Origin of the sequence: Streptomyces sp. H39-C1, from assembly GCF_027158125.1 — a bacterium.
In the GTDB taxonomy this organism is placed as follows: domain Bacteria; phylum Actinomycetota; class Actinomycetes; order Streptomycetales; family Streptomycetaceae; genus Actinacidiphila; species Actinacidiphila fildesensis.
In genome coordinates this window covers 63,391-83,451 of sequence record NZ_JAPVLS010000022.1, presented here as the reverse complement: position 1 = coordinate 83,451, position 20,061 = coordinate 63,391, and the positions used below count along the sequence as shown (strand labels likewise).

Below are 20,061 nucleotides of genomic sequence, written 5' to 3'. Positions count from 1 at the left end.
CCGGCCACCGGGACAGTCCTCAGCGCCAGTTGGCGATGTTGACGTTCTCCAGGATGCCGAGGGCGTCGGGGACGAGTACCGCGGCGGAGTAGTAGGTGCTGACGAGGTAGCTGATGATGGCCTTCTCGCTCAGCCCCATGAACCGCACATTGAGTCCGGGTTCGTACTCGTCCGGGATGCCGGTCTGGCGCAGGCCGATGACGCCCTGGTTGTCCTCCCCGGTACGCACCGCGATGATCGAGCTGGTGCGGGCCTCACTGATCGGGATCTTTCCGCAGCTGAGGATGGGCACGCCGCGCCAGGCGAGCACGCTGCTGCCGTCGACTTCGGCGTTGCCGGGGTAGAGGCCTTTGCGGGTCCATTCGCGGCCGATGGCGGCGATGGTGCGGGGGTGGGCGAGCAGGAAGCGGGTGCCGCGGCGGCGGCTGATGAGTTCGTCGAGGTCGTCGGGGAGCGGGGGGCCGGCGTGCGGCTGGATCCGCTGGTCGTAGTCGGCCGCGTGCAGCAGTCCGAACTCGCGGTTGTTGATGAGTTCGTGTTCCTGGCGTTCGCGCAGGGCTTCGATGGTGAGTTTGAGCTGCTGCTCGATCTGGTTCATCGGTTCGTTGTAGAGGTCCGCGACGCGGCTGTGGACGCGCAGTACGGTCTGGGCGACGCTCAGCTCGTATTCGCGGGGTGCGACTTCGTAGTCGACGAACGTGCTCGGCAGGTCCGCTTCGCCCTTGTGGCCGGAGGCCAGTTCGATGGCGGCCTCGCCGCGTTTGTTGACGCGTTGGCGGGGGATGGCGCGGTAGGCCTCGATGTGGGCGCGCAGGGCGGGGGACTGGTCGGCGAGGGTCTGGAAGTCCTGTCGGGACAGTGCCAGCACGGTGGTGGTGGTCGCGGCGCGGGCGGTGAAGTCCCAGGGTGTTTCCGGGTCGAGCAGGCCCTGTTCGCCGAAGTGGGCGCCGTCGGCGAGGACGCCGAGACGATTCTGCTCGCCGAATTCGCCCTCGCTGAGCTTTTCGACCTTGCCGTGGGCGAGGAGGAACAGGGTGTCGACGGGCTGGCCGGCTTCGGCCAGGAGCTCGCCGGGGGCGAACTCGCGCTGGGTGAAGCGGTCGGCGAGCGCGGTGAGGACCGCGGTGTCCTCGAAGGAGCGCAGCAGGGCGAGTTCGCCGAGTTCGGCGGGGACGACCCGTACCTGTGATCCGGTTTTGACGAAGGTCACCTTGCCGTCGCCGACGGAGTAGGTCAGCCGGCGGTTGACCCGGTAGGTGCCGGCCGTGACTTCTACCCAGGGCAGCATGCGCAGCAGCCAGCGGGAGGAGATTCCCGCCATCTGAGGTGCGGACTTGGTGGTGGTCGCCAGATTCCGGGCAGCAGCCGTATCAAGGCTCGTATGGGAAGGGCTGTTTCCCTGAGCGGGCGCGGATTCCGGACGGGCTTCGATCGACATGGATGGAGTCCTTTGCCGTGGCGTTCTTTTATGTCCGTGGATTGCTTTTCCACACGAAGTACGGCGTCAGTTCCTGAATGCGTATGCCATGGTGACTCGGAGGAATTCCTGTCGCCGGGGCCGGCGGCCGACCTGGTGCCGTCTTCGGCCCAACTCTCTTGATTGCAGGGGAACTCGCCGGTTGAAGTATTGCTGATCTTCCTCCGCCGCGCTATCACTCGATCGAGTGAGTGTCAGATGCAGCCATGACGGTAATGATTCAGCCCAGGCGCTGCGCCCACATGGCTCAGAATCAACTTATTCATTGGGTTACCGCGAAGGATTCCGGCGTGGCGCGTGAACGGCATCGAACCTATCGCCACGTCAGGCAGGGAGAGCCACGCAATGACCACCACCGGCCGGGGTCAGCCCCCGGCCGAAGCGCTGGAACGAGTCCTCGCCGGGCCGACCGGTCTGGGAAGCGCCGCCAGCCGCTTCGCACGTCCGCCCCACTCCCCGGCCCGCCCGGCACAGCCACCGGCAACGGCGCCGGCCCACCCGGCACCGGCGACGGCACAGCCACCCGCACTGGCCCCGGCCCCAACGCCTACGTCGGCACCTGCACCTGCGCGGATCGAGGGCCTGCACTGCCCGCCCGCGGTCCGCGACGACCGAACGCTCGCCGACCTGATCAATGAGCAACTTCTCCAATGGGCCGACGACGTGGACCTGTTCCGGTCCCCGGACCTGCGCGCCGGTCTGCTGAAGTTCGACCCGGGCCGTTCCGTCGTGCTGTGCCACCCCGACGCCCCCACCACCGGCCACCTTCTGACCGCCGCCAAGCTCCTGGCCGGCGAGAACGCGGTGGACGACTACTTCTGCGAACCCGAGTTGGGCGGCACACCCGACGGTCTCGGCGCCCGTCTCGCGGTCGCCCAGTCCGCGATCGACCCCAGCCACATGCCCGCCCCCTACGACGCCGACTGGCGGGCGGCCCTGGCCGCGCATCCGGCGCTGCGCGCCATGCACTCGGCCATGGAGTCCTTCACCCAGCTCGCCACCCCCGCACAGTCCCACCGGTACCGCCATGAGATCGCCAGCCTGTACCTCGGCTACGAGGCCGAAGCCGCCTGCGTCCAGGAGGAACGCACCCCCCGGGTATGGGAGTACCTGGTGCAGCGCCAGCTCAACTCCTTCCGCCCGTGCCTGGCGATCACGGACGCGATCGGCGGTTACGAACTGCCCGCGGAGCTGTTCGCCCTGCCGTCCGTGCAGCGCGCGACCGCGCTCGCCTCCACCGCGTCCACGGTCCTCAACGACCTGTACTCCCTGCGCAAGGAACAGGCGTCGGGCCGCTTCCACTACAGCCTGCCGACCGTCATCGCGGAGGAGGAGGACTGCGCGATCGAGGACGCCTTCACGAAGGCCATCGAAGTGCACAACGAGCTGGTGCGCGCGTTCGAGACCGAGGCCGCCGCGCTCACGGCTCATCCGGTCGCCGCCCGGTACGTGGCCGGGCTCTCGAACTGGATGGGCGGCAACCACGAATGGCACGCCGGCCACGTCGGCGGCCGGTATGCCACCTCGCCCTGAGAGCGGAACCCGCCCCGACGAACGACGCCGCACTCCCGCATGCGTCCTGCCCAGCCTGCCCGGCCCCTGAGCCGAGCCGCTGAGCCCAGACCTTGAGCTCAGCCCCTGAAGTGACCTGACGATCAAAGGAGCAAGCCCGCACATGACCATCGACCACATCACCGCCCCCGCCCCTCTCCTCAACACCAGCCCTTACCAGCGGTCCGTCGCCGCCTACTGGAACGCTGAGAAGAACCCGGTCAACCTGCGCCTGGGCGACGTGGACGGCATCTATCACCACCACTACGGGATCGGTGACGTCGACTGGTCGGTCCTCGACGCGTCGGAGGACATGCGCGAGAACCTGGTCACCAAGGAACTCCACCGACTGGAGTGCAACCAGACCGAGTTCCTGCTCGACCAGTTCGGCGCGATCGGTCCCGAGGACCGGCTGCTGGACGCCGGATCGGGCCGCGGCGGGGGCAGCATCGTGGCGAACCAGCGGTTCGGGTGCTCCGTCGACGGGGTGTCCATCTCCCAGTCCCAGGTCGACTTCGCCAACGACCAGGCCGTCAAGCGGGGTGTGGACGACAAGGTGCGGTTCCACCTCAAGAACATGCTGAGCACCGGCTTCGACTCGGGTACCTTCCGCGGGATCTGGAACAACGAGAGCACCATGTACGTCGATCTGGCGCAGCTGTTCGCCGAGCACTCCCGGCTGCTGGCACGCGGCGGGCGGTACGTCACCATCACCGGCTGCTACAACGACACCTATGGACTGCCCTCCCGGGCGGTGAGTCAGATCAACGCGCACTACATCTGCGACATCCACCCCCGCAGCACGTACTTCAAGGAGATGGCGGCCAACCGCCTCGTCCCGATCAGCGTCGTGGACCTCACCTCCGCGACGATCCCGTACTGGGAGCTGCGCGCCAAGTCGTCGCTGGTCACCGGCATCGAGGACCCGTTCCTCACCGCCTACAAGGACGGCAGTTTCCAGTACCTCCTCATCGCCGCCGACCGCGTCTGATCACTCAGGCCCTCACTGCCCCTCTGCCGGACCGTCGCGCGACGGTCCGGCAGAGGTCCTTCCGTACGGACAGCCGCGTCCAGGGATCCCCGGTCAGCGTGGCGGGTCGGCCAGCGCCCACAGCGGCGACGTGTGTGCTCCACGGGCGCGCTTGGCGGCCAGGGACTTCATCCCGGCGTGGAGATGTGTGCAGCCGTGCCGGTACGCGTCCTCGATCGGCAGGTAGTAGGCGAGGTTGAAGTACTCGAACGCGTCCCCGGTGTGCTGGGGATCATGGCCGACGGCCCGCAGCCACGCGGTGTTCCCGAAGTGGTAGACGAGGGAGAAGGCGACCATGGTCGCGCCGTCGTAGGCCGCGGTGACCTGGGCGTCCTCGCCCATGGCCTGGGCCTGGCGGCGCATGACGCCGGTCATGGCCGCGGTGTCGGTGACATGGCCGTGGCGGCACTGCAGGATCGCCAGCAGCCGTCCGGCGTCGTCCACGCAGTTCGCGAGCGGTTCGGTGCGCACGGTCAGGGCCCGGGCGTCGAACGCGCGGCGTTCGCCGCGGATGCCGCTGCGCCGCTTGGCCGGGAGCGCGGCGAGGTAGTCGTCGAAGCCCGTGCCGGGCAGCGAGATGGTGGCGTCGTCCTCGATCCGGCGCGGCGCCGTGCCATAGGCATCGCCGAGTTCCGTGGCGGCCCGGTCGGTGAGGTAGGGCCACCAGTGCCAGGTGCTCTGCCGGGCGGCGTGCTCACGTGCGGCGTCGCGCAGCATCGTCAGGCAGCCGGCACGTTGCCGGTCGTCCAACCCGGGGGCCAGCAAAGGGGCGTTGTGGTACCCGCGCCTGGCTCCGGCGATGACGCGCGGAGCTTCGTCCTGCCCCACGTCCAGATGGTGCTCCGGCCGGTAGTTGGTATTGGGCTCGTCGTGCACCAGGTACAGGGGGGCGGCGGCGGTCAGCCGGCCGTGCGGGTCCCGGACGAGGAGGTAGGTGCAGGTCGCGCTGGGGTCGGTCTCCTCGCCCGCCAGCCAGCGGTGGGAGAGGTAGAAGCTCGTGTCGCGGGCGAGGTGGTCCCACTCGGCGGCGGGGACGGCGGCCAGCGTGGGGACGGATTCGAGGTTCACCGAGTGCGCTTTCGACGGGGGCGGCTGGACGGGAACGCTGACCCCGAGGGGACCAACGGGAGGACGGCCAGGGCGGCGAGGACGCAGAGGATCGCCTCGAAGGCCCACGGCAACAGCGACGAACGGTGCAGCAGCACGGTGAAGAGCACGGGCGCCGCCGCGCCGCCGACGGACCACGACATCTGGAACAGCGCCTGGTGGGATCCCCGGGCGGCCGCCGGACCGAGCGTGGTGGACAGTTCCGCCATGGCCGGTGAGCAGAGGATCTCCCCGACGGTGAACAGCACGATGCCGACCGCCAGCGCGGGCCAGGCCAGTGGGCGCAGGCCCGGCAGGGCCGGTGCGGCGAACGCGGCCATCGACAGGGCGAGCACGGCGTAGGCGACGGAGACCGCGTGCCGGGCGGCGCGCGGGGCCAGGTGTGCGGTCACCGCTGTCGCGGTGAGGGCGACGGCCACGGTGTTGACGAGCAGCAGCACGCTGGCGGACCAGGCGGACAGCCGTAGAGCGCTCGTGGCGTAGAGCGCGAGCAGGACCGACAGGATCGCCTGGGCGAACACGTAGGGCAGGTTGCACAGGACCAGGGCCAGGTAGCGGCGGTCGATGGACCATGTCGTGCGTCCAGGAGGTGCGTTGGGGCGTCCGGACGCCACGTTGAGGGTCGCGAACAAGGTGGCGGCGAGGCAGTAGCTCGCCGCGTCGGCGACCACCAGAGCGGTCAGTGCTCCGGTGCCCCACAGGGCGAGGGCCGCGGCGGCGATCGCGGCTCCGGCGGCGAGACCCGTGTTGCGCAGCGAGGAGGTGAACGCGAACCAGGTACGCGGTTCGTCCCCCGCCGCCACCAGCAGGGTCAGCGACCGCTGGCTGGTGTAGTAGCCGTTGATGCCCGCCTGGACCGTGAAGTACGCGGCCGCGATCTGCCACGGCCGTTCCGCGACGAGAAAGCCGCCGAAGCCCGCCGCGCAGACCAGATTGGAGGCGACGGCGAGGTACTTCGGCCCGGCGCGGTCCATGATCCGGCCCGCGAGGGCGGTGAGCGGGAGGGCGGCCAACTGGCCCGTGCTCGCCGCCGCGCCCGCCGTCGCGGCCGGGATGTGCCGGACGGTGATGAAGAACAGCAGCCCCAGCGGCAGCAGCAGCCCGTTGCCGATGGAGTCGATGACGTGGGCGACGACGAACCGGCCTCGTCCGCGCAGCTCGGGCAGACCGGCGACACCGGCGATCCGGGCGGCCCGGCCGCGGCCCGCACGGCGGCCGGTCGCTCCGGTCACAGGCCGCACAGCAGAGCGCGGACCTTGCCCATCATGACGGGGGCGAGGATGCCCGAGTGGGAGTTGATCGTGTCGAGTTCCTTGACGGTGCGCTGCTCGTCACCTTCCTCACAGGTGAAGGTGACGATGTCGCCGTGGCTGGTGCCGTCGATGACCAACTCGTGCGCGGTGACCAGGCCGAGGCGGTCGCGGAGTTCGTCCGCCGCCTGTCCGACGGGCCGGTCGGCCAGGAACTCGATCGCCCAGCGCTTGCGCCGGGTGTCGGGTCGCGCGGCGTCCGGGTACCGGCCGCGTGCCATGTCGGCGAGCGTCGCGAAGGTGTTGGTGCCGGAGGCGGCGCAGGACAAGGTGGTGGCTCCGCCGATGCGCGGATTGATCTCCAGGACGACGTAGCGGCCGTTGACGTGGATCATGTCGACGTTGACCGAGCCGTACACGCCGAGGCTCTCGCACAGCCCGACGAGACGCTCGGCGACCGGGGCGAAGTCGGCGTCCGCCTGCGGGCGCGGTCCGCACCAGCGTAGGTCGGCGAAGGTGAACGCGGCCCCGCCGCCCGCCTGTCCGGTCCAGCACAACGGCAGGACGCTGTAGTTCCCGGGCGCGCCGACGATGTCGACGGAACACAGCTCGCCGGTCAGACACTCCTCCAGCACGGCGCTGACCGGGGGCGGGTCGGCGAGATAGGCGTCGAGCGCGGCGCGGTCCGGAAGGAAGCGGATGCCCATGCTGGTGGAGTCCCACAGCGGTTTGGAGAGCAGCGGGTAGCCGATCTCACCGGCGGCGACGAGCAGGCTCTGACGGTAGGCGGGCACGGGCAGACCGCGCCCGGCCGTCAGATCGCTGTCCGCCCGGATCCCTCGGGCGACATCGAGTCCTGCGGCGATGAGGGCCTGCTTCGTCTCCCACTTGTCGCAGAGCAGCCAGGTGGCGGCCAGCGGGGTCATCACGGTGGGGATGCCGCGTGCGTCCAGGAATGCTTTGGCGGTCGCGTCGCGCAATGCGTTCTCGCAGGGCAGCGAGACGGAGACGGCGGTGTCCGCTCCCCACGCGCTCACGGCGTCGGCCAGTTCCAGGGGTGTCACCGCGGGGTCGAGGTGCTCACCCCCGGCGGGGAAGTCGGCCGGGCCGCACGTGCCGTGGGTGTAAAACAGCCGGGATTCGATGCCGTCGGCGGTCAGTTCGCGGACGGCCTGCTGGATGTAGGGGTCGGCGCGCTGGATGTCGACGGAGCGCAGGAACGCGATCTTGTGCACGGGTCAGGCCACCTCGATAGTCGTCTGGGATATCGCCCGGTCGGCCAGCAGTTCGGCCTGGGCGGAGTTCGGGGCTGTCGCGATGACATGGCCGATCCGGCAGGAGTTGTCGACCGGGGCGCGCAGCGGATCGCCGGGTCGTACGGTGAACTCGCTGTACACACCTGGGAGGTCGGCGGTGCGCAGGGTGCGCAGAATGCCCGCTCGGGGCGGGACGAGGAAACGGATCGCGCAGGCGGCATCCCGCAGGGCCGTCGTCTCCGGGGCCTGGCCGAGGACCACGCGCAGATAGGCCCGGGCCTCGCTGATGCCGGTGGCGTGCTCCACCACTTCGCAGATGTTCCCGCCGGGCAGCCGTGCCCCCGTCTCGATGACGACGGGGCGGCCGCTCCCGGGGGGAACCTTCAGTTCGGTGTGGGCGACGCCGTTGCGTATCCCCACCGCGAGCGCGGCGCGGGCGGCGACGGCCTGGATCTCGTGCGCGGCGGCGTGGGGGAGCGGTGCGGGGCAGGTGTGCCCGATCTCGATCCGATACGCGTCCACGGTGGTGTGCTTGCGGACCACCGGCAACGGGAACGGCCGGCCGTCCTGGACGACCGTGTCGGCGCTGTACTCGGGGCCGTCGACGTACTCCTGCACGATGACGCGGGGGTCGAGCGACAGGCCGTGCGGGGCCGCGACGGTGTACTGCTGGGCGGCGTCGACGGCCGCCCGGACCTCGTCAGGACCCCCGACGACGCTCACGCCCCAGGAACCGCCCTGCTCGGCCGGTTTGATCACCAGAGGGAAGGCGAGATCCGCGGCGCCGATGAGGTCGAGTGCCTCGTCGCCGGTCCCGGCGACGACGGTGCGGGGAACGGAGACGCCGGCGTGTTCCAGCGCGGCGGCCATGGCGATCTTGTTCCGGGATGCCGCGGCCCGGTCGGGGTCGTTGCCGGGGAGGCCGAGGCGGTGCGCGAGCCGGGTGGCGAGCGGAGTGAGCAACTCCCAGCAGGCGGCCACCGCGTCGACGCCCTCGGCCCGGCAGTAGGCCTCCATCTCGTCCAGGGCGCGGTCGGGGTCGGCGAGATCGGTGCGGCAGACACCCGCGAGCTCCGCGCGCAGACCGGCCGGGTAGCTGTCGTAGATGTCCTTGTGCGTACCCGCGTGGACGACCGCGCCGAGGTCCCGGGCGGCCGCGGTGAGAAAGCGGCCGGAACTGCCGAGCGGCTCGACGACGAAGATCTTTGCTGTGGCGTTCCCCCAGGTGCGGTGCATTGGACCACTAAAACCGGGATGCGGTCCGGCGGTCCATCGGGACGTCGTCCGAAAGATCGTGCTCGTCCGACCGGGGTTGTTGGAGATACCTATGAACAACTCGCCAGTAGGGCAGGCCAAGTTGGGCCATGCCGCCTATGGAGGAACCGGTCGCCGGTGAGGTGGAGTGGAGCGCACAAGGTCAACTTCGATGACCTCACGCCCAGGAGAGGGAATCCGTGAGCAATCCGACCGACCAGCTCGCCGACTGCATAGCCCAAGGTGTGATTCCGCCCTACAACTACTCCTATCCGCCGCGGTCCACCTATCGCCCGCTGGCTCCCGGCCAGTGGGATCTACAGGAACTGTGGGCACAGGATCTGACGAAATATCAGGTACCCGAGCTCAATCTGTACCTGCACGTGCCCTTCTGCCGCTACAAATGCGGCTTCTGCAATCTCTACACCGTTATCTCCACCGATCAGGACCTCTACGACGCCTATACCGACGCGCTGTGCACCCAGATCCGTGACCACGCCGAGATCATCCAGGCGCGCCGCCTGCGGACCGTCTACATCGGCGGCGGCACCCCGGCGCTGCTGTCCCTGCGGCACTTCGAGCAGATATTCGCCACGATCGCCGAGGTCTACCCCAACTGGCGCAGCACCGTCGAAGAGGTCGCCGTCGAGGCCACGCCGGACTCGATCGTCGCCGACCCGGACGGCTTCGAGGGGCTGATACGCCTCGGGCTGACCCGGGCGAACATCGGCATCCAGTCGCTGGTGCCCCAGGAGATCCGCGAGGCCGGGCGCGGCCAGGCCGGGCAGGACGTGATCCGCGAGGCGATCCGGATCGTCCAGGACAAGGGGCTGCCGGACCTGTCCACGGACCTCATCATGGGGTTCGCCGGACAGACCGACGAGAGCTGGCGGCACTCGGTCGACGAGCTCGCGGCGCTGGCGCCCACCACGATCAGCACCTACTTCCTCACGGTGCGGCCCGACGCCTGGTTCTCGAGGACCGGCGCCTACCAATACATGTGGAAGCCGGAACTGTACGACCGCTACGACTACGCCCGCGAGGTCTTCACCGAGCACGGCTATGTGCAGGAAGGCTCCGTCCGGTACAAGACACCGGGCCGGGGCGGCTATGTGCAGAAGGTGCTGACGTTCCACGGGGTGCCGCTGCTCGGGCTCGGGGTGGGAGCCCGCTCCTACACCGGCGTGCTCGACTACATGACCGGTTCGGTCAAGCCGTCGATGAGTGAGGTCGCCGACTACATCACGCAGGCCAGGAACCACTCCCTGGTGCCGACCACCGGGTTCGCGCTGACCCCGGAGGAGATCGTCCGCAAGCGGCTGGTCCTGGACAGCTTCGACCTGGATCTGGGCGAGTTGGACGCCATCGGGCTCGCCGGGCTGCGCGACCGCATCGACCCCGTTCTGGAGGCGGCGGAGGCCAACGGGCTGATCCACCGTGTCGGACCGCGCAGGATCCAGCTCACGCCCAAGGGGTTCAAGTACCGCGACATCCTGTCGTGGTCGTTCTTCTCCGACCGGGTCATCGAACTCGACCGCGAGCACTACGAGAACCTCCACGACAGGAACAGCCGCGCGAAGAAGAACATGGGCACTCCCGTGCGGATCACCGGCGTCACCACGCAGGAGAACTTGCAGGAGAAGAACGAGCAGCGGGAGAAGTCCGCTTGAGCGACCTGCTGATCGCCGCGGGAGGCGGCGGAGATCCCGTCGGCACCGCCATCGTGCACGCCGCCACCTCCCGCGACCCGCACGCGGTCATCGCGACCTACGCATGGGAACGGCTCGAGGTCGACCCCACGCCCGGCCCGCTGGGGCCGGCCGCCTTCACCGGGTGGGGAGAGAGCGCCGGCGGACACCGGTTCACCGGGCGGACGACCGCCGTTCCACCGGCCGGCTCCACCTTGCCGCGCCTGTCGGAGAGCCTCGGTCCGTCGCTCCTCCTGCTCGATCCGTACCAGGGGGTGCCGGGACTCGCCCGGCAGATCCGCCGTGCGGCCGACGCCTCCGGCTGCGGGCAGGTCAGGATCGTGGACATCGGAGGCGACATCCTCACCCACGGCGACGAACCCACTCTGCAGAGCCCGCTTCCCGACGCACTGACGCTGGCCGCCTGCGCCACCGCCGGGGTCACGGCGAGCGTCCATGTCGCGGGTCCCGGCTTGGACGGTGAGATCCCGGAAGGGGTTCTCCTCCCTCGGCTCACCGGCGGACACCTGACGCCGACGGACCAGGACGTCCGGGCCGCGGCAGCGGCACTCGCCTGGCATCCCTCGGAAGCCTCCGCCCTGTTCGCCGCGGCGGCCACCGGCCGGCGCGGCACGGTACGGACGGTGGGCGACGAGGTCCGGCTCACCCCGGCGAGCGGGCAGGTCCACCACCTCACCCTGGACCAGGCGCTCGCCCACAACCCGCTGGCCCGGGCCCTGTACCAGGAACAGCCAGGAAGCCTGGAGGACGCGGAACGCCTCGCTCTGCGGACGTGCGGCTTCTCGGAACTGGCCCGCGAACGCGAGGCTGCCGAACGCCTTTCGGCCACCGCGCCCGCCTCGCGAGCGGTCCCCGTACCCACCAGCAGGGACCAAGTCCTGTACATGCTCTGGCAGTCCGCACCGGGAGCCGGCTGCGTCACCTTCCGGTACGCGGCGCGCGTTCTCGGCCTCTCCTGGCGGGACATCCCACGGCTGCGCGAACTCACTAAGGCCGACGGACCGTTGCTGCCCCTCGTGATGTGAACCGTCAGGGGTTCCTCCTCCTTCGAGTGCTCTGCGGCCCGGCGACGTAACTTCGGTTTCCTTGGAGAGTTCTCACCTCGTCCGACCGATCCGCAGTCGGTCCGAAGGCTCCCGCCGCGAGGAACCGTATGTCCCAGCACCACCGCACCGCCCCCCGGACCCGCAGTGCCGAGCACGCGGCACCGCGGACGGCAATGTCGCCGGCTCCGGCCCGCCGCGTGCTCGCGTGACCGGCGCGGCACACGGCGGGCACCAGGAGGCGAAGGCCTACACGACGGGCACGGCGCCCGGCAGGTGGTGGCTCCTGGGCCACGCGCCGCGCATCATGAAGGATCCGCTGGCGTTCCTGACCTCGCTGTCCGCCCACGCGGACCTGGTCCGCATCGGCATCGGTCCGTGGCACGGCCTGGTCGTGTGCCATCCGGACCTGGTGCACCGGGTGCTGATGGACGACCGGACCTTCGACAAGGCCGGACCGATCTACGAGCAGAGCAAGCGCACTCTGGGAGAGGGCCTGGTGACCTGTCCCCACCAGGCTCACCGGCGCCAGCGACGCCTGCTGCAGCCCGCCTTCCGGCGCGATCGCCTGCCGGCCTACGCCGCGACGATGACCGGGCACATCGACACCATGACCCGCTCATGGACGGACGGGCAGACCATCGACGCCTTCTCGTGCATGCACGCGAACTCGGCGCGGGTGGCCACCGCGACGCTGTTCGCCGCCGGGCCGGACGAAGCGGCGATCGCGGAGATGGTGCGGTGCATCGACATCATCGTCAAAGCCGGGTTCTGGAACATGTTCGCGCCGCTCGGCAGGCAGCTGGCCCCGTGGAGCCGGCGCTGCGCGCGGGCCCAGGCCACACTGAACGCGACGATCGACGGGATCATCAGCGACTACCGCCGACGCGGCCAGCGCCACGAGGACATGCTGTCCCTGCTGTTGGAGGCCAGGGACGACGACAGGGACGGGGACCGGGATGGCTCGGACGAGGACGGCACGGACGGCCTGGCCCTGTCCGAGATCCATGACCAGGTCATGTCCTTCCTCATGGCGGGCATCGACACCACCGGATCGACCATGGCCTGGGCCTGCCACCTCCTGGCCGGCAACCCCGGGATCCAGGAGCGCGTACGCGCCGAGGTCCACACCGTCCTGCGCGGCAGAGCGGCCGAGTGGCACGACCTGCCGCGGCTGGAGCTGACCGGCCGCGTCATCTCCGAGGCGCTGCGTCTGTACCCGCCAGGCTGGCTCTTCACCCGCAATGTGACTCAGGACAGCCGACTCGGCGACACGGTCCTTCCCAGGGGTACCACGGTGATCTTCAGCCCCTATCAGATGCACCGTCAGGAAGGACTGTTCCCCGACCCCGAGCGGTTCGACCCCGACCGCTGGCTCACCACCCCCGCGAGCCGGTTGCCGCGCGGGGCGTACATCCCCTTCTCCGCCGGCGCCCGGCAGTGCATCGGCAACGACTTCGGACTCACCGAGGCCACCCTCACCCTGGCAACCGTCATCGACCGGTGGCACCTGAACCCCCTGCCCGGCTCCCCTGTCCGCCCGGTCCCCGGCCTGGCCCTGCGCCCCACCCCGATTCCGCTGCGCCTGCACCGCACGAGCCACGACGCATCGACCGGCGCATGAGGGAGGACCACCGGCGTCACGCCAGGTCGAGCAGCTGCTCGTAGAAACCGCCGAAACCGTGCTGCTCGTCGATCAGATGGATCTCCAGGATCCAGTGGCAGCGCCGGCCCGCGCGGTCGGTGCGGCGGATCGGGGTGTCGTTGTCCGGGGCGATGTACGACTCGGCCTTGGCGCCACAGATGCGAGTCGGGTGATCTGTTCGTTCCTCCGGAAGGACTGCCAGGCTTCGGGCCAGTGGTCGGGCCAGGCTTCGGGCCAGTGGTCGGGCCAGGCGTGGGACGGACTCAGCCTGCTCGATGCCCGGCGTCGTCCGGGCGCGCGCCGGTGGTGCGGCCGGTCGCGGCCAGCAGGGCGAGTACGGCGAGTACGGCGAGGAGGATGAGCACCAGCAGCAGGACGGTGAGCACCGTGGGGTGGTTCCAGAGGGCGAAGATCAGCGCGAGCAGCAGCAGCACGCCGGTGGTGAGCCACTTCCGGTAGCGCACCGTGAAGGTGCCGGCCTGGCCGGTACGCACTCCGTGGGCGGCGCCCCAGCGCGCGGCGGAGTCCGCTGTGCGTTCGGCCGCGCCACGGACGGCACGCGGCAGCCGCCCCATGCCGGACAGGTAGGCACCGAGCGCGACGACCACGCCGAGGACCAGCGCGGTGCGGATGCTGACCTTCAGGAAGTGCAGGAGGGTGTCGAAGACCGCTGCGGCCGCGGGGGACTGGACCTGTGCGGGCAGGTGGTCGAGGTAGTAGTGCCGGGCGGCGGCGAGGCCGATGGCGAAGATCAGGCAGATGCCGGCGGCGCCGAGCATGACGGTCACCAGTGCGCGGCGGCGTCGGCGGGCGAGCAGCACCCCGGCGGTGCCGAGCAGGGCGGTGAGCACGGGCAGCCAGTTCCCGACGACGTCGAGCAGATGGGCCGCACCGCGGACCTTGGCGATCTTGTCGGACTGCAGGAGCACCATCTGCTTGTCGACGTCGGGGATCTTCGCAGCCGGTGCGAGGCCGGAGTCGACGAGTTCCTGCTTGACGCTGTCCACGGCGGCGCCGACATCAAGGGTGACGGTGCCGTCGTCGACGCCGACCGCACCGCGCCCTTCGCCGGTGAGGGCGTGCACGATGGAGGAGTGGGCACGCCGGTTGGTGTTGGTCCAGATGGTGGCGAACTTGTCGCTCCGCACGAACTTGCCCGCCACCTTTTCGACGACCTGCTGTGCGGCGTCGTCGATCTTGGGACCGAGCGCCTTGAGAGCATCGCCGGCGCGGGGCGGCAGGCCCTGGGATTCCAGCCAGGCGGCCAGGTCGGAGGCGACCTGCTTGCCGTCGACCCGGACGCCCACGGCCTCGCCGATCCGGTTCACGGCGGCGTCCTGGATCGCCGGGTTCTCCGCGAGCGGGGCGACCGTGGAGACGTACCGGTCGGTGTCCAGCGCGATGTCGTGGACCCAGACGGCGATCAGTGAGACCGGCACGAGGATGCAGGTGAGCGTGATCAGCACGATCGAGAGGGTGCTCTTCACGATCCGTCCGGCGCGCGAGCCCCCCGTCCGGTCGGCTGCCCGCGGATCGGGCATGGGCGTCGCGGGCGGGGTGCTCATAGCGCTCCAAAGGCAAGTGCGGCCAGCCTGCCGCTACCTACCATTGGCAGGCCGGGCCACCGTCCCCGCATCCGGGGCTAGGCCTCCCGGGCGACTGGCCGTCCCGGAGGAAGCGGGCGCGGGGGAGTGCGGCCGGTCGGTGCTCGCGTCGGCGTTGGGGAGCAGGATCACGGTCGCCGCGAGAACGGCCGCCGCGGTGCCGGCGATGATTTCGGACCGCTTGTTCGCCTGTCGGTGGCTCATCTCGCTGACCTCCAGCTGGATCACGAAGAACGCCCACGGGTATCCGGCACGGTGCTGCCCCGCAACACCGTCGACGGTTGCTACGTGGTCCTACGCGGCCGGTCCGCACGGGACTCACGACCACTCACTCTTTGACAACCGCCGAGTGGTGCGGCGGCGCGGCGTGTCGGTCTTGCCGCGCAGGCCCGGGGCGGGGCGCGCGGTTACCGTCGGTGGCATGGTCGGTGATCGCCAAGGGTGGCGCCTGTGTTTCCTCGGCGGGGCGGTGTTCGCCGTGTGCATGGCCGGCACCACGTTGCCGACCCCTCTCTACGGTCTCTACCAGGAGAAGTTCGGGTTCTCCGAGCTGACGGTGACGGTCGTGTACGCCGTCTACGCCCTCGGGGTCATCGGTGTGCTGCTGCTGGCGGGCAATGCCTCGGACGTCGTGGGCCGGCGGCCGGTGCTGCTGGCGGGCCTGGGATTCGCGGTGGCGAGCGCCGTCTCCTTCCTGTGCGCCGTGGGGCTGGGCTGGCTCTATGCCGGCCGGCTGTTCTCGGGACTCTCCGCCGGCCTGTTCACCGGGGCCGCCACGGCCTACGTGATGGAGCTGGCACCGGAGGGTGGCACCTCCCGGGCCACGTTCGTGGCGACGGCCGCCAATATGGGTGGACTCGGCTGCGGCCCGCTGCTCGCCGGAGTGCTCGCGCAGTACGCCGCCTGGCCGCTGTACCTGCCGTTCATCGTGCACCTCCTGCTGGTGGCGGTCTCGGCGGCCGCGCTGCTGCGCCTTCCCGAGACCGTACGAGAGCGGCGACCGCTGGCCGCTGTACGGCCGCAGCGGCCGGGACTGCCGCAACAGGTGCGCGCGGTGTTCGGGCCGGCGGCGATCGCCTCGTTCGTGGGGTTCGCCCTGTTCGGGGTGTTCACATCGGTCAGCCCCGCTTTCCTCTCGCAGTCCCTGGGCGTGGACAACCACGCAGTGAGCGGGCTGGTCGTCGCGCTGGCCTTCTTCTCGTCGACCGCAGGTCAGCTCGCGGTCGGCCGGGTCGGGGTGGAGCGATCGCTGCCGCTGGGCTGCGCCGGGCTCTTCGCCGGGCTGGCGCTGCTCGCCGGCGCGTTGCGGTGGGACCTGCTCCTGCTCGTGGCGCTGAGCGCGATCGTCGGTGGTGCCGGGCAGGGGCTGGCGTTCCGCGGGGCGCTGTCCGCGGTGGCCGCGGCGTCTCCCGCCGACCGGCGCGCGTCGGTGATCTCGACGCTGTTCGTGGTGGCGTACGCGGGTATCTCGGTGCCGGTGATCGGGGTGGGGGTGCTGACCGGTCCGATCGGTCTGGAGGGTGCGGGGCTGGTGTTCATCGCGTGCATGGCGGTCCTGGTCTCGACCGCGGCCGTCTATCTGCTCCGGCGGCCGGAACGGGCGACGACGTGAGCGCGGGCCCGAAGTCGGTCCGCCCATCGGCCTGATGGGGGCTGTGGGTCGGGTGCGGGGGAGCGGTAGCCCGCTCGCGGTGTCCCGATCGAACACTTGAGGCATGGCGAACCCGAACGATGGCCGATACGGTCTGGGGGCCCGACCGAACCGGACGGCCCGATTCCGGCCGCCGGCTCCCGCGGGATCCCGGGACCACTACAGTGGCCCGCCGGGCCTCGCCCGATCCGATCCGTCCCCTCTGATGTGCGGTGTGTGAACATGGCGCGACCCGGCGATCGTCCGTCGTGCTCCCATGGATGGCCGGCCGCGGTCGGGATGCTCGCTCTCAACTGCCGAAGACCCGACGAGGAACGTCCGCACCAGGTTGGTCCCTCAAACGAGCAGGGCCGGGGGTGACGGCGTGGCCGACCGGGCAGAGCAGGAGGCAGTCGTCCCCCGGCGGGGCGGGAGCCGCACGGCGTGAGCGCCGACGCGGCACGCCGTCCCTGCCGGGCCCGCTCGTCGGCACGTCCGCGTCATGACGCCCGGCCGCAGGAAATGGGTAGTCCATGAACACGGCCACGTCAGGTCCGGTCGGCCGCGACACGGAGATCGCCGAGGTCGAGGCGATGCTGGCCGGAGCGGCCGAAGAGGCCGGCCGCGTAGTGGTGGTCAGCGCCGGTGCCGGGACGGGGAAGACGGCTCTGCTCGACGACGCGGTCCGCCGCGCCCGGCGGAGCGGCTTCACCGTGCTGACCGCCCGGGGCAGCTCGGCCGAACGCGACCTGTCCTTCGGACTGGTGAGCAGACTGTTCGAGCCCGTGCTGCCGGACCTCGTGGAAGCCGGCCTGGTCACCTGTGCCGGCTCCGTGTCCCGGGCCCGGGAGCTGCCGGTCACCAGGCCCGCGGGCGAGGCGTCGCTGACCGAGCTCTACGCCCTGCACCGTGGGCTCGCGCATCTGGCGTCCCGGGCTCCGGTACTCGTGGCGGTGGACGACCTGCAGTGGCTGGACCGGCAGTCGCTGCGCTGGCTGAGCACCCTCCCGCAACGTGTCGAACATGCCCGGATCGCGGTGCTGCTGACGGTATGCCCCGGTGAGCCCTGCACGGATGCCGCGGCCCTCGACGAGCTGCTGGCCGTCAGCACGGTGGAGCTGCACCCGGCGAGTCTCGGCGCCCCGGCCGTGGCGACGCTCGTCGAACGCGCCCTGGCCGCCCCGCCGGACGCGTCGTTCGTCGCCTCGTTCCTGCGCGAGACCGGCGGCAACCCGCTGTGCGTGACCGAGCTGACCGAGGTCCTGAAGGACCGGGCGGTCACGCCCACCGCCGGCCCGGCAGCCGTGCTCGGCGATATCGCGGTACCCCGGCTCGCCTCCCGGCTGCACGCCCGGCTGCGCCGAATATCGCCGTACGCGCTCGATGTCGCCAGAGCCGTCGCCGTCCTCGGCGACGATGCGGACGTGAGCCGCGTCGCCGCCGTCTGCGGTGTCGAGCCGCCGGTGGTCATGGAGGTCACGACGGCGCTCGGGCGGGCGGGACTGCTGCGTGTGGAGGACCGGTTCCTGTCCTTCGCGCAGCCGCTGCTGCGCGGCACGGTGATCCAGCACCTGCCGTTCGCGGAACTGCGGACCCTGCGTGGCGCGGCGGCCCGGATCCTGCGGGACACCGGCGCCCCGGAGGACCGGGTGGTCGAACAGCTCATGGCGACCCCCGCACCGGCCGAACCGTGGGTGGTCGCCGTGCTGCGCGATGCCGCCGAATCCGCCCTCGGCCGGGGCGAGCCCGACATGGCCGTCGCGTATCTGACCAGGGCGCTGGGCGAGCCGGTCCCGGACGAGGACCGCGTACCGCTCCTGAGGGCGCTGGGCCGGGCCGAGGGGTATCTGGACTTCGGCGCGGCGATCCGCCATCTGACCGCGGTCTCCTCCCCTCCGGCCGAGCCGGAGGGCCGGCCGGGTGTGGTGCGGGAGCTGGCGGAGCTGCTCGCCATGACAGGACGCCACGAGGCCGCCGTCGAACTCGTCCGCACGCAGGCGGGTTCCGGCTCCACCGACATGGCGCTCTGCTCGGTGGAGCTGCGGTTCGACTGCGAGGCGACCGCCGAGTCGGCGGCCAGGCAACTGCACCGTCTGCCCAGGCCGGCCCCCCAGGGCGGCGCGGCCGACGGGCGCTATCTGAGCCTGCTCGCCCTGCGGACCGGGTGGGCGGGCAGGTCCCGCTCCCGCGCCGTGGCCCTCGCCCAGCAGGCGTTGATGGTCCTGCCCCTCACCCCCGACGCGATGCGGCCCATCCTGCGCAGCGTCCTGGTGCTGGCCCAGGCCGGCCGGGCCGAGGAGGCCCACGAATTCTGCGACGCGATGGTCGGTCACGCCGAACGCTGGCAGCACCGGCCCGCCCTCGCCGCGGCCCGGTCGCTGCGCGGTGTCGTCGCCCACCGGCTCGGCCGGCTGCCCGCCGCGGCCGAGGATGCCCGGATCGCGTTCGAGATGCTCATCGGCTGCGGGGCACCACGGCGAACGGGCGCGGCGGTGGAACTCCTGGCCCGGCGGGTGGAGATCCTGGTCGACCTGGGCGCGTACGACGAGGCGGAGAGCCTGGTCGAACTGTCGGACCTGTGCGGCGATCTGCCGAAGACCTGGGGCGGCACCGCCCTGTTGCTCGCCCGGGGCCGGCTGCGGGCCGTCGCGGGACACCCGGCCGAGGGGCTCCGGGACCTGCTGGCCGCCGGCCGCCGGCTGCCGTCCTGGAACGTGCTGAACCCCGCCGTCGCAGCGTGGCAGACCGAGAGCGCGGCGGCCCTGCTGATGCTCGGTGAGACCGCCGGGGCGCGCCGCAAGGCCACGGAGGCGGTCGAACTGGCCCGCCGATGGGGTGCGCCCGGTCCGCTGGGGGTCGCGCTCCGGACGCTGGGGGCCGCTGTCGGCGGGCCGCAGGGGCTGGCCGCGCTGGAGGAGTCGGTCTCCGTTCTGCAGCGCTCCGCCGACCGGTTCGAGCTCGCACGGTCCCTGGCCGAGTACGGCACGGCCCTCAGCCGCGACAAGCGTCCGGTGCCGGCCAGACGGGCGCTGCGTGCCGCGCTCGACCTGGCGGAGGAGTGCGGCTGCGAGGACCTGGCGACCCGCTCCCGTATCGAGTTGTCCGCGTCGGGCGGCCGCCCGCCGAAGTCCTCGCACACGGACGGAGTCGCCGCGCTGACGGCCGCCGAACTGCGTACCGCCATGCTCGCCGCCGAGGGCAAGTCCAACCGGGAGCTCGCCGAGGTCCTGTCGGTGGGGCAGCGCACCGTCGAGATCCATCTCACCAACGCCTACCGGAAACTCGGCATCGGCGGACGCGACCGGCTTCCCGCGGTCCTGCAGGGCATGCCCACGGCACTCGCCGACTCCCGGTGAACCGGCGGCGACCATCCGTGACACCCCGCCGCCCCCGGTGATCCTGCACAGCGCGCACGCGGAAAACGCACAGCGGCCCGGCGGGATCACGCCGCTCCGGACGGGCGCCGAACCCTAAACGCGGATATGTCCGTTCAGGATCGACGGCA

General features: G+C 71.0%; 13 protein-coding genes and 1 pseudogene. 7 read left to right on the top strand and 7 right to left on the bottom strand.

Translation table 11 applies throughout. The features are described from left to right. Positions 1-19: 19 nt before the first annotated feature. Positions 20-1,438: a family 2B encapsulin nanocompartment shell protein gene (locus tag O3W51_RS17045; protein ID WP_187144764.1), complete on the bottom strand. Its 1,419-nt coding sequence runs from the start codon at positions 1,436-1,438 to the stop codon at positions 20-22. A gap of 384 nt (positions 1,439-1,822) precedes the next feature. Here O3W51_RS17045 and O3W51_RS17040 point away from each other — a divergent pair, with 384 nt between their 5' ends. Next, on the top strand, positions 1,823-3,010 hold the full coding sequence (locus tag O3W51_RS17040) for a family 2 encapsulin nanocompartment cargo protein terpene cyclase (RefSeq protein ID WP_269286467.1): 1,188 nt from the start codon (positions 1,823-1,825) through the stop codon (positions 3,008-3,010). Positions 3,011-3,152: 142 nt separating this feature from the next. Next, positions 3,153-4,019, top strand: a complete 867-nt coding sequence (locus O3W51_RS17035; protein WP_138355513.1) for a geranyl diphosphate 2-C-methyltransferase — start codon at positions 3,153-3,155, stop codon at positions 4,017-4,019. Positions 4,020-4,112: 93 nt separating this feature from the next. Here the strand turns inward: O3W51_RS17035 and O3W51_RS17030 are convergent, their stop codons facing one another. From O3W51_RS17030 to O3W51_RS17015, 4 genes are read right to left on the bottom strand one after another with little or no spacing between them, the layout of a single operon-like run. Next, the gene (locus O3W51_RS17030) at positions 4,113-5,126 is read right to left on the bottom strand and encodes a GNAT family N-acetyltransferase (RefSeq protein WP_138355512.1); all 1,014 of its coding nucleotides are present in this window, start codon (positions 5,124-5,126) and stop codon (positions 4,113-4,115) included. Continuing rightward, positions 5,123-6,397 carry an MFS transporter gene (locus O3W51_RS17025; RefSeq protein WP_138355511.1) on the bottom strand — a complete coding sequence of 425 codons (1,275 nt, stop codon included), beginning with the start codon at positions 6,395-6,397 and terminating at the stop codon, positions 5,123-5,125. The genes O3W51_RS17030 and O3W51_RS17025 overlap by 4 nt, the downstream gene beginning before the upstream one ends. Continuing rightward, on the bottom strand, positions 6,394-7,650 hold the full coding sequence (locus O3W51_RS17020; RefSeq protein ID WP_138355510.1) for an ATP-grasp domain-containing protein: 1,257 nt from the start codon (positions 7,648-7,650) through the stop codon (positions 6,394-6,396). The genes O3W51_RS17025 and O3W51_RS17020 overlap by 4 nt, the downstream gene beginning before the upstream one ends. A gap of 3 nt (positions 7,651-7,653) precedes the next feature. Further along, positions 7,654-8,907 carry an ATP-grasp domain-containing protein gene (locus O3W51_RS17015; RefSeq protein WP_138355509.1) on the bottom strand — a complete coding sequence of 418 codons (1,254 nt, stop codon included), beginning with the start codon at positions 8,905-8,907 and terminating at the stop codon, positions 7,654-7,656. Positions 8,908-9,125: 218 nt separating this feature from the next. Between O3W51_RS17015 and O3W51_RS17010 the strand changes: the two genes are divergently transcribed. The 3 genes from O3W51_RS17010 (at position 9,126) to O3W51_RS17000 (ending at position 13,301) form a co-directional block, all read left to right on the top strand. Continuing rightward, on the top strand, positions 9,126-10,595 hold the full coding sequence (locus O3W51_RS17010) for a coproporphyrinogen-III oxidase family protein (RefSeq protein ID WP_198358064.1): 1,470 nt from the start codon (positions 9,126-9,128) through the stop codon (positions 10,593-10,595). Further along, positions 10,592-11,659 (top strand): DUF1152 domain-containing protein, encoded by a 1,068-nt coding sequence (locus O3W51_RS17005; RefSeq protein WP_269286460.1) that lies wholly within the window; start codon positions 10,592-10,594, stop codon positions 11,657-11,659. The genes O3W51_RS17010 and O3W51_RS17005 overlap by 4 nt, the downstream gene beginning before the upstream one ends. A 226-nt stretch (positions 11,660-11,885) precedes the next feature. Continuing rightward, complete coding sequence (locus tag O3W51_RS17000) at positions 11,886-13,301, top strand: cytochrome P450 (protein ID WP_138355506.1); 1,416 nt, start codon at positions 11,886-11,888, stop codon at positions 13,299-13,301. Positions 13,302-13,317: 16 nt separating this feature from the next. Here O3W51_RS17000 and O3W51_RS16995 read toward each other — a convergent pair. Further along, positions 13,318-13,482: pseudogene (locus O3W51_RS16995) on the bottom strand (M24 family metallopeptidase); the annotation flags it as partial. 103 nt (positions 13,483-13,585) lie between these two features. Continuing rightward, positions 13,586-14,887 carry a hypothetical protein gene (locus tag O3W51_RS16990; RefSeq protein ID WP_244809003.1) on the bottom strand — a complete coding sequence of 434 codons (1,302 nt, stop codon included), beginning with the start codon at positions 14,885-14,887 and terminating at the stop codon, positions 13,586-13,588. Between the two features lie 460 nt (positions 14,888-15,347). Between O3W51_RS16990 and O3W51_RS16985 the strand changes: the two genes are divergently transcribed. Both O3W51_RS16985 and O3W51_RS16980 read left to right on the top strand, forming a co-directional pair. Next, positions 15,348-16,538: an MFS transporter gene (locus tag O3W51_RS16985; RefSeq protein WP_138355505.1), complete on the top strand. Its 1,191-nt coding sequence runs from the start codon at positions 15,348-15,350 to the stop codon at positions 16,536-16,538. Positions 16,539-17,089: 551 nt separating this feature from the next. Continuing rightward, positions 17,090-19,912: an ATP-binding protein gene (locus O3W51_RS16980; RefSeq protein WP_138355504.1), complete on the top strand. Its 2,823-nt coding sequence runs from the start codon at positions 17,090-17,092 to the stop codon at positions 19,910-19,912. Positions 19,913-20,061 lie beyond the last annotated feature (149 nt).